The organism is Janthinobacterium saanense (assembly GCF_014200675.1).
Taxonomy (GTDB): domain Bacteria; phylum Pseudomonadota; class Gammaproteobacteria; order Burkholderiales; family Burkholderiaceae_D; genus Janthinobacterium.
Map to the genome: position 1 here is coordinate 261,406 of NZ_JACHCI010000003.1, position 13,445 is coordinate 274,850.

Annotated in this window: 12 protein-coding genes; 7 read left to right on the top strand and 5 right to left on the bottom strand. The window is 58.7% G+C overall.

From position 1 onward, the window contains the following. The first annotated feature begins 480 nt into the window (after positions 1-480). The gene (locus HDE72_RS06230) at positions 481-1,221 is read left to right on the top strand and encodes a hypothetical protein (protein ID WP_183738013.1); all 741 of its coding nucleotides are present in this window, start codon (positions 481-483) and stop codon (positions 1,219-1,221) included. A 103-nt stretch (positions 1,222-1,324) separates the two neighbouring features. Here the strand turns inward: HDE72_RS06230 and HDE72_RS06235 are convergent, their stop codons facing one another. After that, positions 1,325-1,912, bottom strand: a complete 588-nt coding sequence (locus HDE72_RS06235; RefSeq protein ID WP_183738015.1) for a TetR/AcrR family transcriptional regulator — start codon at positions 1,910-1,912, stop codon at positions 1,325-1,327. Positions 1,913-2,024: 112 nt separating this feature from the next. Here HDE72_RS06235 and HDE72_RS06240 point away from each other — a divergent pair, with 112 nt between their 5' ends. After that, positions 2,025-2,435: a nuclear transport factor 2 family protein gene (locus HDE72_RS06240; RefSeq protein ID WP_183738017.1), complete on the top strand. Its 411-nt coding sequence runs from the start codon at positions 2,025-2,027 to the stop codon at positions 2,433-2,435. Between the two features lie 62 nt (positions 2,436-2,497). Here the strand turns inward: HDE72_RS06240 and HDE72_RS06245 are convergent, their stop codons facing one another. The 3 genes from HDE72_RS06245 to HDE72_RS06255 all read right to left on the bottom strand — a co-directional run bounded on the left by HDE72_RS06245 (position 2,498) and on the right by HDE72_RS06255 (position 6,299). Beyond that, entirely contained in the window at positions 2,498-4,078 is a 1,581-nt protein-coding gene (locus HDE72_RS06245) for an isocitrate lyase (RefSeq protein ID WP_183738019.1), read from the bottom strand. Between the two features lie 490 nt (positions 4,079-4,568). Further along, complete coding sequence (locus HDE72_RS06250) at positions 4,569-5,090, bottom strand: DUF1993 domain-containing protein (protein WP_183738021.1); 522 nt, start codon at positions 5,088-5,090, stop codon at positions 4,569-4,571. Positions 5,091-5,378: 288 nt separating this feature from the next. Further along, positions 5,379-6,299: an AraC family transcriptional regulator gene (locus HDE72_RS06255; protein WP_183738022.1), complete on the bottom strand. Its 921-nt coding sequence runs from the start codon at positions 6,297-6,299 to the stop codon at positions 5,379-5,381. A 99-nt stretch (positions 6,300-6,398) separates the two neighbouring features. Here HDE72_RS06255 and HDE72_RS06260 point away from each other — a divergent pair, with 99 nt between their 5' ends. From HDE72_RS06260 to HDE72_RS06280, 5 genes are all read left to right on the top strand, one after another. Next, a complete protein-coding gene (locus HDE72_RS06260) occupies positions 6,399-7,172 on the top strand; it encodes an SDR family NAD(P)-dependent oxidoreductase (RefSeq protein WP_183738024.1) in 774 nt (257 codons plus the stop codon). 258 nt (positions 7,173-7,430) lie between these two features. After that, positions 7,431-8,069 carry a TetR/AcrR family transcriptional regulator gene (locus tag HDE72_RS06265; protein WP_183738026.1) on the top strand — a complete coding sequence of 213 codons (639 nt, stop codon included), beginning with the start codon at positions 7,431-7,433 and terminating at the stop codon, positions 8,067-8,069. A gap of 114 nt (positions 8,070-8,183) precedes the next feature. Next, a complete protein-coding gene (locus HDE72_RS06270; RefSeq protein ID WP_183738028.1) occupies positions 8,184-9,005 on the top strand; it encodes an alpha/beta fold hydrolase in 822 nt (273 codons plus the stop codon). A 150-nt stretch (positions 9,006-9,155) separates the two neighbouring features. After that, positions 9,156-11,357 carry a TonB-dependent receptor gene (locus HDE72_RS06275; RefSeq protein WP_183738030.1) on the top strand — a complete coding sequence of 734 codons (2,202 nt, stop codon included), beginning with the start codon at positions 9,156-9,158 and terminating at the stop codon, positions 11,355-11,357. Positions 11,358-11,429: 72 nt separating this feature from the next. Further along, complete coding sequence (locus HDE72_RS06280) at positions 11,430-12,425, top strand: extracellular catalytic domain type 1 short-chain-length polyhydroxyalkanoate depolymerase (protein ID WP_221291183.1); 996 nt, start codon at positions 11,430-11,432, stop codon at positions 12,423-12,425. A 4-nt stretch (positions 12,426-12,429) separates the two neighbouring features. On the opposite strand, the gene HDE72_RS06285 is transcribed toward HDE72_RS06280, so the two are convergent. Next, positions 12,430-13,377 carry a nucleoside hydrolase gene (locus HDE72_RS06285; protein ID WP_260176538.1) on the bottom strand — a complete coding sequence of 316 codons (948 nt, stop codon included), beginning with the start codon at positions 13,375-13,377 and terminating at the stop codon, positions 12,430-12,432. Positions 13,378-13,445: the final 68 nt, after the last annotated feature.

Sequence of the window (13,445 nt, forward strand, 5' to 3'; positions counted from 1 at the left end):
AATGCATATCATTCCCGGCGACACGCCAGCATGAGAGCAGGCTTTTCGCGCATGTTTATCTCTGCGTGTGCCGGCGACAAGAGGCAAAGGTTATCACACCTCAAACTTGCCTGCGGACATGAGCCTATCAAGCGCTTGCGCCGGGGTTGGCATGCCCTGCGGCTATCTTTTGCCCAGCACATATTGATGTCATGTTGTAAATTTTCATCTCGAATTATTGGGTATTTATGTGATAGCATGCTGAGGATTTTCTCGTCGTTGGAGCAGGTTGCCGAATGCAGGTACTGCACAGTTTCTCCGCTATCAATGCATAAAGCGAGCGAACGAAAAAAGTTTAATGACCTGGACTTTCCTTTGGCATCCAGATTGTGACGATATAGGCACTGCTCAGACAGCGCGCCACAATCATTTTTAAGCTCATATCTCAGCGGAAAATGAGATAGAGCTGGCAACGCCCGAAGAAAAATAATTACCACCAAAATGAAAAGTATTATATTTTGCACCAGTTTTATCAGGGATGCCGACGCATGGGAAAGTCGATATCAGCGCTGGCTTGACTACTACAAAGACGTGCCAATCCATGCGGTCAAAAAGATTCTGATTGACGATGGGTCGCCATTTTTACCACCTCGCGATAGCATCAATATGCTGCCTCATGATGCACCTCTGGCATCGAATGAAGATGAAAACCTCATCATCCGCTTCGATGACAACTTGGGACGGCAAGATATGGAGACTTATCCGGGCTGGTGGCGCAGCTTTCTGCATTCCGTCGAGGTTGCCAAAGCCTTGGGGGCCGATAAGATCATCCATATCGAATCGGATGCTTTTATTTTGAGCCAGCGACTGGTGGATTTCATCAATCAGACGGAATCGGGTTGGCACGTCCTGTGGGCGCAACGCTATAAGTTTCCGGAAACTGCGATTCAGATTATTTGCCGCGATCAATTCGAGCATCTTGAAAACTTTAAAGATGCTCATCCAGGATTGGTGTTTCCTGATATTGCCGAGAGATTGCTGCCCTTTAGCGCGGTACACCAGCAGTTCAAGGGCGACCGCTACAGCGAATTCAAGAAGAACAGGTGGATTTTCCGTTCTCGAAAATTCGATCGTATTCCGCTGTTCGAAAGAGGTTTTTTCTGGGAGCCGATTCCAGCCGACGCCGATTTCGTTACCCAGACGATCGGCCGTCAACGTGTCGAATTCCGCCGCAAGGGATAGTGCGTTCTTGATCCGGTTTCCGTCCCTCATCATGAGGGGCGGTTCTGCGTCAGGCCGTGCGTGGAGCAAGCCAGGCAAACTACGATCTGGCCAGACTTTTCGCTTAACCCTCAAACATCCCCATCGCCCCCTCCACAGCAAGTTCCAGTTCCTCCCGCGTGGCCCCATCGCGCGCCCGTAAAGAAAGTCCTTGCAGCACCGTCGCAATCAACTGCGTCAAGCCTTCCACCGCGGAGCCAGCCAGCTGGCCTTCCTTTGCACCGCGCTGCAGGCGTGTGCGGATGCTGTCGAGGTTGCTGCGGCGTATGTCTTCCAGGCGCTGGCAGAGTTGGGCGTTGTCTGGCGTGCGGTGGATCACGCCGAGGATCAGCAGGCAACCACCAGCCGGAGCGCTCAGGGCGGCATTGATGCTTTCAGCCAGCATGGCGCCGATGGCGTCTTGCACCTTGGGCGTCTGCTCGAGCACGTGGATGGTCTTGCTGCCCACTGTGCGCAGGTAGAGATCGATGGCTTCGTTGAAGGCGGCTTGTTTGGAGCCGAAAGCGGCGTAGAAGCTGGGCGGCTTGATGCCCATGGCGGCCGTCAGGTCGGCGACCTGGGTCAGGTCGTAGCCTTTTTCCCAGAATGTGATCAGCGCTGTTTGCAAAGCTTGCTCACGGTCAAACGCGCGCGGGCGGCCTCGGGTAGTCATCGTCTCTTTCCTCTATCACCTTATTTTTGTAGTGCATCATACAGAAATCATTGACATGCGTGGTGGCGGGCTCGGATAATTATTTAATATTGACTACATAAATGGAATCAGCATGAATAATCACCGCACGACGCGCGAGACGATCGAGAATTTATTTGCCACCGTGGGCGGCGGCGCCAGCCCTGAACAGATCGCCACGCTGTTCAGTGACGAGGTCGATTGGCATATCGCCGGCGACCTGGCTAGCGTGCCCTGGATAGGCCGCAAGGTGGGGCGGGCCGGCGTGGCCGGGTTTTATCAGCAGATACGCGAGCAGCTTGTTTCAGAGCGCTTCGAAGTGCACGCCATCCTGGCCGAAGGCGAGCGCGGCGTGGTGCTGGGGCAACTGGCTTCGCGTGCGCGCAGCACCGGCAAGCTGATGGAGACGGCGTTTGCCTTTGACGTGACCGTGCGTGATGGCTTGATCGTGCGCTGCCATATGCTGGAAGACAGTTATGCCGTGGCGCAAGCTTTGCAGCCCTAACTCTTCACTCCCAAAAGAAATAAGCTCGCCGCAGCGAGCTTATTTGCTTCAACACCAGAACATCAGAACTGGTTCATGGTGTTGTCCTTGCCGGCCGCCTTCAGCGCTGCTTCGCCGCTGAAATAATCCTTGTGGTCATCGCCGATGTCCGAGCCGGACATGTTCTGGTGCTTGACGCAGGCGATGCCCTGGCGGATTTCCTTGCGCTGCACGCCGGCCACATAGCCCAGCATGCCCTGGTCGCCGAAGTATTCCCTGGCCAGGTTGTCGGTCGACAGGGCGGCTGTGTGGTAGGTCGGCAAGGTGATCAGGTGGTGGAAGATGCCGGCTTCGCGGGCCGAGTCGGCCTGGAAGGTGCGGATCTTTTCATCGGCCGTGCGCGCCAGTTCGCTCTGGTCGTATTCCACACTCATCAGTTGTGCCCGCTCGTAGGCCGACACATCCTTGCCCTCGGCTTTCATCGCGTCGTAGACTTGCTGGCGGAAGTTCAGGGTCCAGTTGAACGAGGGGCTGTTGTTGTACACCAGCTTGGCGTTCGGAATGACCTTGCGGATTGCGCTGACCATGCCGCCGATCTGCGCGATATGCGGTTTTTCCGTTTCTATCCACAGCAGGTCGGCGCCGTTTTGCAGCGAGGTGATGGAGTCGAGCACGCAGCGCGCTTCGCCGGTGCCGGCGCGGAACTGGAACAGGTTGCTGGGCAGGCGTTTCGGGCGCAGCAGCTTGCCGTCGCGCTTGATGATCACGTCGCCATTGCCGAGCGCATCGGCCGACACTTCTTCGCAATCGAGGAAGGCATTGTATTGGTCGCCCAGGTCGCCTGGCGTGGCCGTTACGGCGATCTGCTTGGTCAGGCCGGCGCCCAGCGAATCGGTGCGGGCGACGATGATGCCGTCATCTACGCCCAGTTCCAGGAAGGCGTAGCGGATGGCGCGGATCTTGGCCAGGAAGTCTTCGTGCGGCACCGTGACTTTGCCGTCCTGGTGGCCGCATTGTTTTTCATCGGATACCTGGTTTTCGATCTGGATGCAGCAGGCGCCCGCTTCGATAAACTGTTTGGCCAGCAGGTAGGTTGCCTCGGCGTTGCCGAAACCGGCGTCGATGTCGGCGATGATGGGCACCACGTGGGTTATGTGGCCATCGATCTTGGCCTGGATGGCTGCCTTGGCGCTGCCGTCGGCGGCATCGAGCTGGCGGAACAGGCCGCCCAGTTCGCGTGCATCGGCCTGGCGCAAGAATGTGTAGAGCTCGCGGATCAGGCTGGTGACTGCCGTTTTTTCATGCATGGATTGGTCGGGCAGCGGACCGAATTCGGAGCGCAGCGCAGCCACCATCCAGCCGGACAGGTAAAGGTAGCGGCGGTCGGTGCTGTTGAAGTGTTTCTTGATCGAGATCATCTTTTGCTGGCCGATGAAACCGTGCCAGCAACCGAGCGACTGCGTGTATTTGGATGGGTCCGCATCGTAGGCGGCCATGTCGCTACGCATGATCTTGGCCGTGTACCTGGCGATGTCCAGGCCCGTCTTGAAACGGTTCTGGGCGCGCATGCGGGCGGCCGACTCGGGATTGATGGCGTTCCATGCGCTGCCTTGTTGTTCTTTCAAACCGGCAACTGCCTTGATGTCGTCTTGATATTGGGACATGTCTATCTCCTGAAGAAAAAACTAAGTTTGAGAAAATCGTCGAGTGTGCCGCCACGTCTGTAAGGCAGACTGCATGAATTAATAGTAGGCTTTTCAGTCAGGATCATCAAGTCTTATATAAGACATATAACTTAATTTAATTCCTTATTTATCAAAGACTTGACATGAAAATTTCAGGATATGAGATGAATTTTCAAAAAGTGAGAGCGTGTGTGTGGCCGATGACAGGGCGTGTTTTCGCGATGTGAAACAGGTTTTCAGCTTTTGATGTGGCAAGGGCCAGCGGGGTATCTCAGTTGTACTGAACAAAACACTTTTAGGATTTGCTTCGAATCAACTCAATAAAAAAGAAAGGGAAACAGCCTGCAGATCATGGTGACAGGCGCCAGCAGGGGGCGCCAAGCTGTCGTCGATCGCGGCGGGCAGGGCGACGCCCGCCCAGGCCATCATCGAGAGGGGCAAGATCAATGGATGCGTTAAGCCTGGAACTTCAAGGTTGGCGCAAATAGGCAAACATATGTTGCACATATTCCGCCTTGCCGAGCGGCACGCCGTTGTGGCGCAGGATGTTGTACGCCGTCACCAGGTGGAAATAGAACTGTGGCGTGGCCCAGTTGGCGGCGTATTCCTGGCCTGTCATGTCAAAGACTAATCCATCGGCCAGCGTGATCGATACTTGCCGCTGGGCACCGTCGTCGATTGAGGCCTGGTCAGCGCCGGCCAGCATGGCCAGGGTTGCCGCGATCAGCGCTTTTGCCGCCAGCATATTTCCGGGAGTATCGAGTTTGGGCAAAGGCTGCTGCGTCAGCCGGCACACGGCTTCCTGCGCCTGGGTACAGACAAATTCCACCTGCCGGGCCAGCGTGTGCATGTCCGGCGCCAGGCGCGCATCGAGCAGGTTTTGCGGGTCGAAGCCCAGTGCCAGGGCCCGTTCTTCCCCCTTGGCCAGCATGATGTTCAGGGAGCGCAGCATTTGTGCGTAGCAGGGAATGGTGATTGCGTAGACCGACATGATATTCCTCAGTTGATTCATTCAAAGTTCAGCCCTTATGCTGATTTCCCAGCAGGCCAGCGCAATGCGACAGCCAGCCATCGTCTTCTTCCTGGCTGATAAACGCTGCAATCTGACGCTGCTCTGCCGCTGGCCTGGCTGCCAGCAACATATAAGCGCCGTAATTGTGTTCCGCCCGCACCGATTGCAGGATGGCCAGTGCATATTGCTCGACCTCATCATCGTAACGTGTCGCGCCCGTATCGCCGATGCTGGACAGCTATTTTCTGTGCGAGCCGAGGTGGCGTTTTACTCTACCACCCTTGCATACTCGCGGGGCGCCTGGCCCACCTCTCTCTTGAACGCCGTACTAAACGCACTTGCCGACTGATAACCGATCGCTGCCGCCACCGTTTCCAGGGGCGGCGCGGCGCGCTGGAGCATCGCTTTTGCCAGGGCGATGCGCCAGTTGATCAGGTATTGCATAGGCGGCACGCCGACCTTTTGGGTGAAGCGCGCACTGAAGACGGAGCGTGACAGGCCTGCCTGCCTGGCCAGCGTTTCCACGGACCAGGAATGGGCCACGTCTTGGTGAAGACGCCGCAGGGCGCGCGCGAGGTGGGGATCCGCCAGGCCCGCCAGCAAGCCCGGTTGTCCGATGGCATCCACACTTTCTATGTGGAATCGCAGTGCTTCCACCAGTAGCACTTCAATAAACCGTTCAATGAGCAGCTCACGGCCTGGGCGGTCGGCCAGTGCTTCCTCGACGATCAGCTTGATCGTGCGGTTCAATCGCTGCGCTGCCGGATCCGCTGCCTGTATGTGGACAAAGGCCGGCAGCAATGCGGCCAGTAAATTGCGGTTGAGCGCGTCCAGTTCAAAAGAGCCGCCCAGTTGCTTGAAGTCGGCCTCGCGCTCCTGATCGCCGTACCAGCCCTGGCTGGTCTGGCACGCCATGGGATCTTGCGCGTCGAGCGATACGATATCGCTGTCGATGTGGCTGGCGATTGTGATGCCCGGAGCGCCGGGCACGAGGATGAAGTCGCCGGTATCGAGGCGCAGGGGCGCATGGCCATCGATGGTGAGCCAGCACTGCCCCGCCAGTACCAGCCCGTAACCGGCGTATGCCGTCTGTGCGCGATGCACGCCCCAGCGGCCGGATCCCTGCATCAGCTTGGTTCCGACGGCGCGTGGACGTAGCAGGGACATGATGTCAGCGAGTGGTTCCATACAGACGATCCATAATGTATTTAAGACGTTTGATTATAGATCGTATCGACTACCGCGCCTAAAATGATCTCATCGCAACGTTTAAATGAGGAGTTATCCATGAGTAAGATCGCAATCATCACGGGCGCCAGTTCTGGCATAGGCGGCGCGGCTGCCATCGCACTGGCAGAGCGTGGCGTCGATTCCATCGTGACGTATCACAGCCACGAAGAGCGGGTGCTGGAAATTGTCGCGGCCGTCAAGGAACGCGGCGCCAGGGCGATTCCCTTGCGCCTCGACGTGGGTCTCAGCGCCAGTTTCAAGGCATTCAAGGATGAGGTGGCCGCCGTGCTGGAGCGCGAATGGCAGGCGCGTTCTTTCGACTATCTCGTCAATAATGCGGGCATCTTGCAAATGGCGTCCTTCGAAGAGACGACGGAAGAATTGTTTGATATGTATCACCGTGTCATGTTCAAGGGACCGTACTTCCTGACCCAGGCGCTGTTGCCGCTGCTTGCGGATGGTGGCGCGATCGTCAATGTGACGAGCAATGCCGTCTCCAGGAGCGGCATGGGGCCGGGGACATCTGCCTATGCGGCGATGAAGGGGGCGCTGACGACATTGACCAGCTGTATGGCGATTGAATTTGGCGGCCGCGGCATTCGCGTGAACGCTATCGCGCCAGGCGCCACGCGCACGCGTATCGCCGACGATGCCTATGACAAGTATCCGGTGCTGATTCAGGCCATCGTTGACAAGACGGCTCTTGGACGCCTGGGGCAGGCGGACGATGTGGCTGCCGCCATCGCGGCGGTGCTGTCGGATGATTTCCGCTGGGTGACGGGCCAGAGCATCGAAGTCTCGGGCGGCGCCAAAATGTCCATGACGAGCTGATGATGCCTGGACGGGCAGGGCAAGCAGCGGGTGCGCTTGCAAGCTCGTTTTCTTACTTTGTCATTGACGCCTGAAACCGGTTTGCACTATCAGCGGGCGACGTATATATGGCGTGGCGCGGCCATCGAGTGTGAGGGGGCGATGGTGCACGCTGCGCTGCACGCCTGAGCAAGGCTGCCCCATTATGCGCCGCTCGCGTTACAATATGTCTCCCTCATAACGGAACCTCGGTTCCACTATCACGAGACACAGGCGAGCATGCCCCCATCCCCGATTCCCTTTCCGCAAATGATCGTTCCACCGGAACCCACGCAGGCGCGCAGCAAGCAGGCGTTTGAACGCTTGCTGCTAGTGGGGGAACAGTTGCTGGCTGAAAACCGCTTCGATGAAATCGGCGTGGCCGACCTGGCCAGGCTGGCCGAGACTTCCGTGGGCACTTTTTACCGCTTGCTGGGCGACAAGGACACCTTGAGCCGCTTGCTGCTGCAGCGCTTTTTTTCCGATATGGTGGAGCAAGTCGAGACTTTAACCGAGCTGCATCAATGGGAAGGGCGCAGCCTGGAAGACTTCATTCGCGCCATGGTGGCGATGTTTGTCGGCGTCAATGGTGGCCGGCGCGGCGTGCTGCGCGCGCTGATCACGCGTTCTTCGCAGGATGCGCAATTCCGCGACCGCGTGCACCAGATCAATCATTTGATTTCACAGCGCACGGTGGCCGTGCTGGCCAGCAAATCGGCCAGCATCCGCCACCCCGACCCCACGCAGGCGATGATGGTGATACCGCCCGTGCTGCTGGGTATTTTGAACCAGCACACCTTGACGGGTTCGCTGTCGTTTTTGTCGGCGCCTGCCTTGGAAGACGAGTTGGTACGTGTTGCTTTAAATTACCTGACTTGAGATATTTAGCGATTTAACTTGAAATCGGAATTCGGATTCCGTATTATGTTTCCAACAGCAGGGAAACATATCCCTGCACTGAACACAAAGCATGTTCAATAGCAAGGAGACAGAATGCGGCGTCACACGACATCCGATGTTCCATTGCATTACCTCGACCTTGGCCTCGGTAAGCCTGGCGGGGAGGGTGAGCCCACGCATCATGAACCCATCCTGCTATTGCATGGCCTGGGTTCCTGCGCGCAAGACTGGCAGCCGCAGATCGAGGCTCTTTCCCCCAACTACCGTTTGATCGTGCCCGACATGCGCGGCCATGGCCGTAGTCCCGCTCCTGAGGGCGCCTGGCAGATCGCTGACTTCGCCAACGATATTTTCAATCTGATGGACCAGCTCGATGTGCCGCGCGCGCATGTCGTCGGCTTTTCGCTGGGCGGCATGGTGGGCCTGGAGATGGCCAATCTTGCCCCTGGCCGCATCGCCAGCTTGTGCCTGATCAATTCGCAACCGTTCCAGGGCAGCAAGCCGCCTGCGCTGCTGTTCGCCTACTGGCTGCGCCGCACGGTGATCGCTACCTTCGGCTTGAAGGCCATGGGCAAGATCATCGGCAAGAAACTGTTTCCCGATCCAGAGCAGCAGCCGCTGGTGGAACGTTTCGCCGCGCAGATGGCGGACATGGACAAGCGCGCCTATCTGGCCGCGCTGGACGCCATCTTTCACTGGCAGATCGAGGTCCGTTTTGATGCCCTGACCATGCCGGTGCGCATCCTTGCGGCCGATCAGGATTACACGCCCGTCGCAAGCAAGCAGGCCTTTGCGGCACAGTTTCCACACTGCGAATTCGAGGTGATTGCGAATTCGCGTCATGCCACGCCCCTGGACCAGGCGCAGCGTGTGAATACCTTGTTGCGGTCCTTCCTTAGTTCACATTCAAAATAAATAAACAGGCCACTGCTGTAACGGCAGGGATCGGGTTTTGTCATTGCAGGACAGGTGCTCGCCAGGTGCGTGCGGGGACCGTTACGTCTTGCGATTTTGCAACCCAGCCATCTGCCTTTGCTGCCAGCGAGCTTGATAACAGGAGACGCCATGAAACTTGCTACACAACTGATACCGATCACCCTGGCTGTTGCAGGATGCTTCAGCCTGGCCAGCGTGGCCCACGCACAGCAACAGCGGGCGGCCCCGTCCAGTGATGATGCCCAGGCGCAAGAGCGGATGGAGTCCGTCACAATCTCGGCCCGCCGCCGCGAAGAGCGCTTGCAGGACGTGCCGCTGGCGGTCACGGCGTTTTCTGCCAAGGCCTTGGAACGGGCAAATATCCAGAACCTGGCCGACTTGCAGGAGCGGGTGCCGAATCTCACCGTCTACGCTTCGCGCGGCACCAACACCACCCTGACCGCGTTCATCCGCGGCGTGGGCCAGGCGGACCCGGTCTGGGGCGTGGACCCGGGTGTGGGGATTTATTTCGACGACGTCTATATGGCCCGGCCGCAAGGCGCCTTGCTCGACGTATTCGACGTGCAGCGCATCGAAGTGCTGCGCGGACCGCAAGGCACGCTGTACGGCAAGAACACCATCGGCGGCGCCATCAAATATATCTCGCGGCCACTGGCCAAGGAAAACGGCGCTTCGACGGAAGTAGGCATCGGCAACTACCATCAGCGCAACTTCAAGGCTGCTTTCAATGTCGCCAACGAGAGCGGCACCTGGCGCGCGCGCCTGGCCGCCGCCAAGCTGGACCGGGATGGTTTCGGCCGCAACACCTTTAACGGCGAACAGGTCAGCGACCAGGACAGCACGGCGGCGCGCATATCCGTCGGCTACTTTCCCCAAGAGATCCCGCTCACCGTGGTGCTGAGCCTGGACGCCACCGACGATAAATCGGGCGTGCGCGGTTTCCAGCGCATGGGCGTGAGCGCCTTTGATCCGCTCAAACGCCCGCCGAGCACCAGCGCCTACGATATCCAGAGTGGCATGCCGGGCAATAACTTCACGCATAACCGGGGCGGCTCGCTGGTCGCCAATTATGCGCTGTCGAACGACTGGTCGCTGAAAGTGATAGGCGCCAAGCGGCGCAGCACCTCCGAGCAAACCATCGACTTCGATGGCTTGCCGCAGCCGATCGCCGACGTATTCGGCGATTCCCACGACGACCAGAAAAGCCTGGAATTGCAGGCCTCCTACAGCGGCGATTACGGTGCCGGCGTGATCGGCCTGTACCGCTTTGAAGGCACGGCTGGCGGCGGTATCTACAACAATTTCCTGGGTAGACAATTCACTGCCGCCGTCAGCACGGTAGAGACCGACAGCACGGCGCTGTACACGGACTGGACCTGGCCGCTGGGCCAGTTGTGGAGCCTGAATGCAGGCTTGCGCCATACGCGTGAAGAAAAGCGCGCCATCGTGCTCAACCGCGCCTTTGCCGATGTGGCTTTTACGCGGCCTATCCAGACGGCGGCCGACTTCGACAAGACCTTGTCGGTCAGCAATACCTCGCCGAAACTGTCGCTGCGCTACCAGGCGTCAAACACGACCAATCTGTACGGCAACGTATCGCGCGGCTTCAAGTCGGGTGGCTACAATGTGCGCGCCAACAATCTGGTCGTGCCCGATTCGGCCCGCCCTTACCGCGATGAAACACTCGATGCGCTGGAAGTGGGTTTGAAGTACGCCAAGCCGGACGATACCCTGGACGTCAACGTGGCCTTGTTCTACAACCGCTACAAGGATATTCAGTTGTCGGTATTCACCAGCTATGTGCAGCCGGGCGGCTTGCCCGGCTTTTATGGCGACTTCACGAATGCGGGCAAGGCGACAGTGAAGGGTGCGGAATTCGAGTTTTCATGGCGGCCGAATCGCCAGTGGGATGTGAACGGTTTCGTGGCGCTGCTGAGCGCAAGCTATGGCGAATTCCTCAGCGGTGGCCAGAACATTGCGTCTACGCAAAAGTTTAGCAATACACCGAGCCGGCAAGTGGGCTTGAATCTCATGCGCACCGACCGCGATGTATTTGGCGGCGCGCTGCGCAGCCTGGTCGGCTTTGGCTACCGCAGCAAGGTCTATCCGACTACCGACTTGAGCGAAGTGCTGGCGCAGGGCGGCTACAGTCTGTGGACGGCCGGTGTGGTGTGGGAAGCGCCGAAGAACTGGACCTTCAGCTTGCACGGCAGCAACCTGGGCAATAAACGCTATCGCACGGATGGCTACAACATCCCGGCCCTGTTCATCCTCGACGGTTTTTATGGACCGCCGCGCCAGATCATTGCCAAGGCCGGCTATAAATTTTAAGGAGTTCTTACCCGGGATCCGTCCCCAAGAGACTGATCCCAGCATTTAACCCCAGCATTCATGGAGATGATCATGGCCTATCTGCGTTTGCATCTGCGTCACTTATTTACTAGCTTCATCGCCGCCTGCGCCTTGCTGGCGGCAATGCCTGCCGCCGCCGGGCAATGGGATTTCGGCCTCTACGCCAGCCTGTGGGGCTCGCGCGAATACCAGGTGTGGCTGCCGAGCAATTATCAGCCGGGTAGACCCTTGCCCGTGGTGTTGATGCTGCACGGCTGCGCTTCCGAGCCGAACAGCATGGCGGCCGTCAGCCGCTACAATGAACTGGCCGACCGCGAGAATTTTATCGTTGTGTATCCGCGCCAGAACGTCACGGCCAACCCCATGCGCTGCTGGAATTTCATGTTGCCGCTGAACCAGGAAAGGGGCACGGGCGAACCTGCCGTTTTCATGGGCATCTTGAACAAGGTCAAGAGTAAATACAGCGTCGACCAGCACCGCGTGTACGTCACGGGCATTTCGGCCGGTGGCGCGATGGCGTCCATCATGGCCGCTTGCTATTCGGATGTGTTCGCTGCCGTGATGGTGCATTCGGGCGGCATGTACAAGGGCGCGACCGGCTTGGTGACGGCGGCCGATTCGCTCTTCAATGGCAGTGCGTTCGATCCCAGGGTGCGCGGCAAGGATGCCTGGCGCTGTTCCGGTTCACCGCGCCACTTGATGCCGACCATGGTGTTTCACGGCACGTTTGACATCGTCGTCAACCCGGTCAATGGCGAGCAAACCATCGAGCAATTCCTGAAGACCAGCGATTATGGCGACGATGGCCTGGACAATGACAGCGTGCGCTACCGTGCCGACAGCATCGTGCGCCAGACGGTGCCGTATGGCCGCAGCTACACCATCGACACCTATATTTCCAACGGGATTGTGGTCGCCCAGAAATACACGGTGGAAGGCATGAACCACGCCTGGAGCGGTGGTCCTCCGGGCTGGCCCTTCAGCGATGAGCTGGGCCCGGACGCCACCACCATCAGCTGGAATTTCTTCAAGAATTACCAGCGCTGACCTTTTACTTGAGCAGCCGCTGCATGAAGACATTGAAAAAGCGCGGCTGGTCCGAGGCCAGGCACACCTGGGCGTTGGGCTTGCCTGCGCCCTCACGCGTGTAGCCCTCATCGGTGACCGTGATGTGCAACGGGGTCACGGGGCAACTGTCCGGATCGATCAGGTAGGTGACGGGCACCACGTCGAATAGCGAGGGCATATTGCTGGACCACGGTTGATAGGCATCTATCCACTGGTGGTACAGCAGGGTGATGGCGTCCGTCACCGGCGAGCCGTGGCCGAAGATGGCGTTGCGTTCGACTTCATCGAGGCGTATCTGGGTCGAGTCGAGCGGCATCATGACGATGGGCACGCCGGAGCCGAACAGCGCCTGCGCGCCTTTCACGTCGGAAGCGATGTTGTATTCCTTGTCGGCCGGGCGGCTGGCCACATACTGCGATTTGCGGTAGCCGGCGCGTACCGAGCCGCCCATCATGACCACTTGTTTCAAGGCGCCGAAAGCGGTCTTGTCGCGTGCAATGGCGGCGCCCACGTTGGTCAATGGACCGAGGGCCAGCAAAGTGATCTGGCCGGGCTGGCGCGCCGCTTCGCGCAAGATGAAATCGACGGCGCCCACTTGCGGCGCCGGCGCCTGTCCCCGCTGCGCGTAACGCGCTTGCGTGAAGGGTGTCGGGTTGTTGGTGGTCACGATGCCTTGCGCGACAGGAATGCCGGCGTGACCCGTTTCGCGCAGCAAACGTTCCAGCAGGCGGCCGCGCAAGGCCGTGTCGCCCCACGCCGTGGTGATGCCGACGATCTCGATATCGGGGCTTTGCAGCAACAGGGCCAGCGCAAAGGCGTCGTCGATATCGTCGCCGATATCCATGTCGACAATGACTTTATGGGCGGGCTGGACAGCCGGAGCGGCAAAGGCCGTGTTGCCGCACAGGGCGGCGGCTAACAGCGGAAGCAAAGAACGAAGCAAAAGACGGCGCAGTAACATGGTCGACCTGGGGAAGTAGTGGGGGCGGGCCGATTTTA

Bases quoted from the DNA above. Each gene is read 5' to 3' on its own strand.
- HDE72_RS06230 (WP_183738013.1), top strand. From the start codon at position 481: ATGAAAAGTATTATATTTTGCACCAGTTTTATCAGGGATGCCGACGCA.
- HDE72_RS06235 (WP_183738015.1), bottom strand. From the start codon at position 1,912: ATGACTACCCGAGGCCGCCCGCGCGCGTTTGACCGTGAGCAAGCTTTG.
- HDE72_RS06240 (WP_183738017.1), top strand. From the start codon at position 2,025: ATGAATAATCACCGCACGACGCGCGAGACGATCGAGAATTTATTTGCC.
- HDE72_RS06245 (WP_183738019.1), bottom strand. From the start codon at position 4,078: ATGTCCCAATATCAAGACGACATCAAGGCAGTTGCCGGTTTGAAAGAA.
- HDE72_RS06250 (WP_183738021.1), bottom strand. From the start codon at position 5,090: ATGTCGGTCTACGCAATCACCATTCCCTGCTACGCACAAATGCTGCGC.
- HDE72_RS06255 (WP_183738022.1), bottom strand. From the start codon at position 6,299: ATGGAACCACTCGCTGACATCATGTCCCTGCTACGTCCACGCGCCGTC.
- HDE72_RS06260 (WP_183738024.1), top strand. From the start codon at position 6,399: ATGAGTAAGATCGCAATCATCACGGGCGCCAGTTCTGGCATAGGCGGC.
- HDE72_RS06265 (WP_183738026.1), top strand. From the start codon at position 7,431: ATGCCCCCATCCCCGATTCCCTTTCCGCAAATGATCGTTCCACCGGAA.
- HDE72_RS06270 (WP_183738028.1), top strand. From the start codon at position 8,184: ATGCGGCGTCACACGACATCCGATGTTCCATTGCATTACCTCGACCTT.
- HDE72_RS06275 (WP_183738030.1), top strand. From the start codon at position 9,156: ATGAAACTTGCTACACAACTGATACCGATCACCCTGGCTGTTGCAGGA.
- HDE72_RS06280 (WP_221291183.1), top strand. From the start codon at position 11,430: ATGGCCTATCTGCGTTTGCATCTGCGTCACTTATTTACTAGCTTCATC.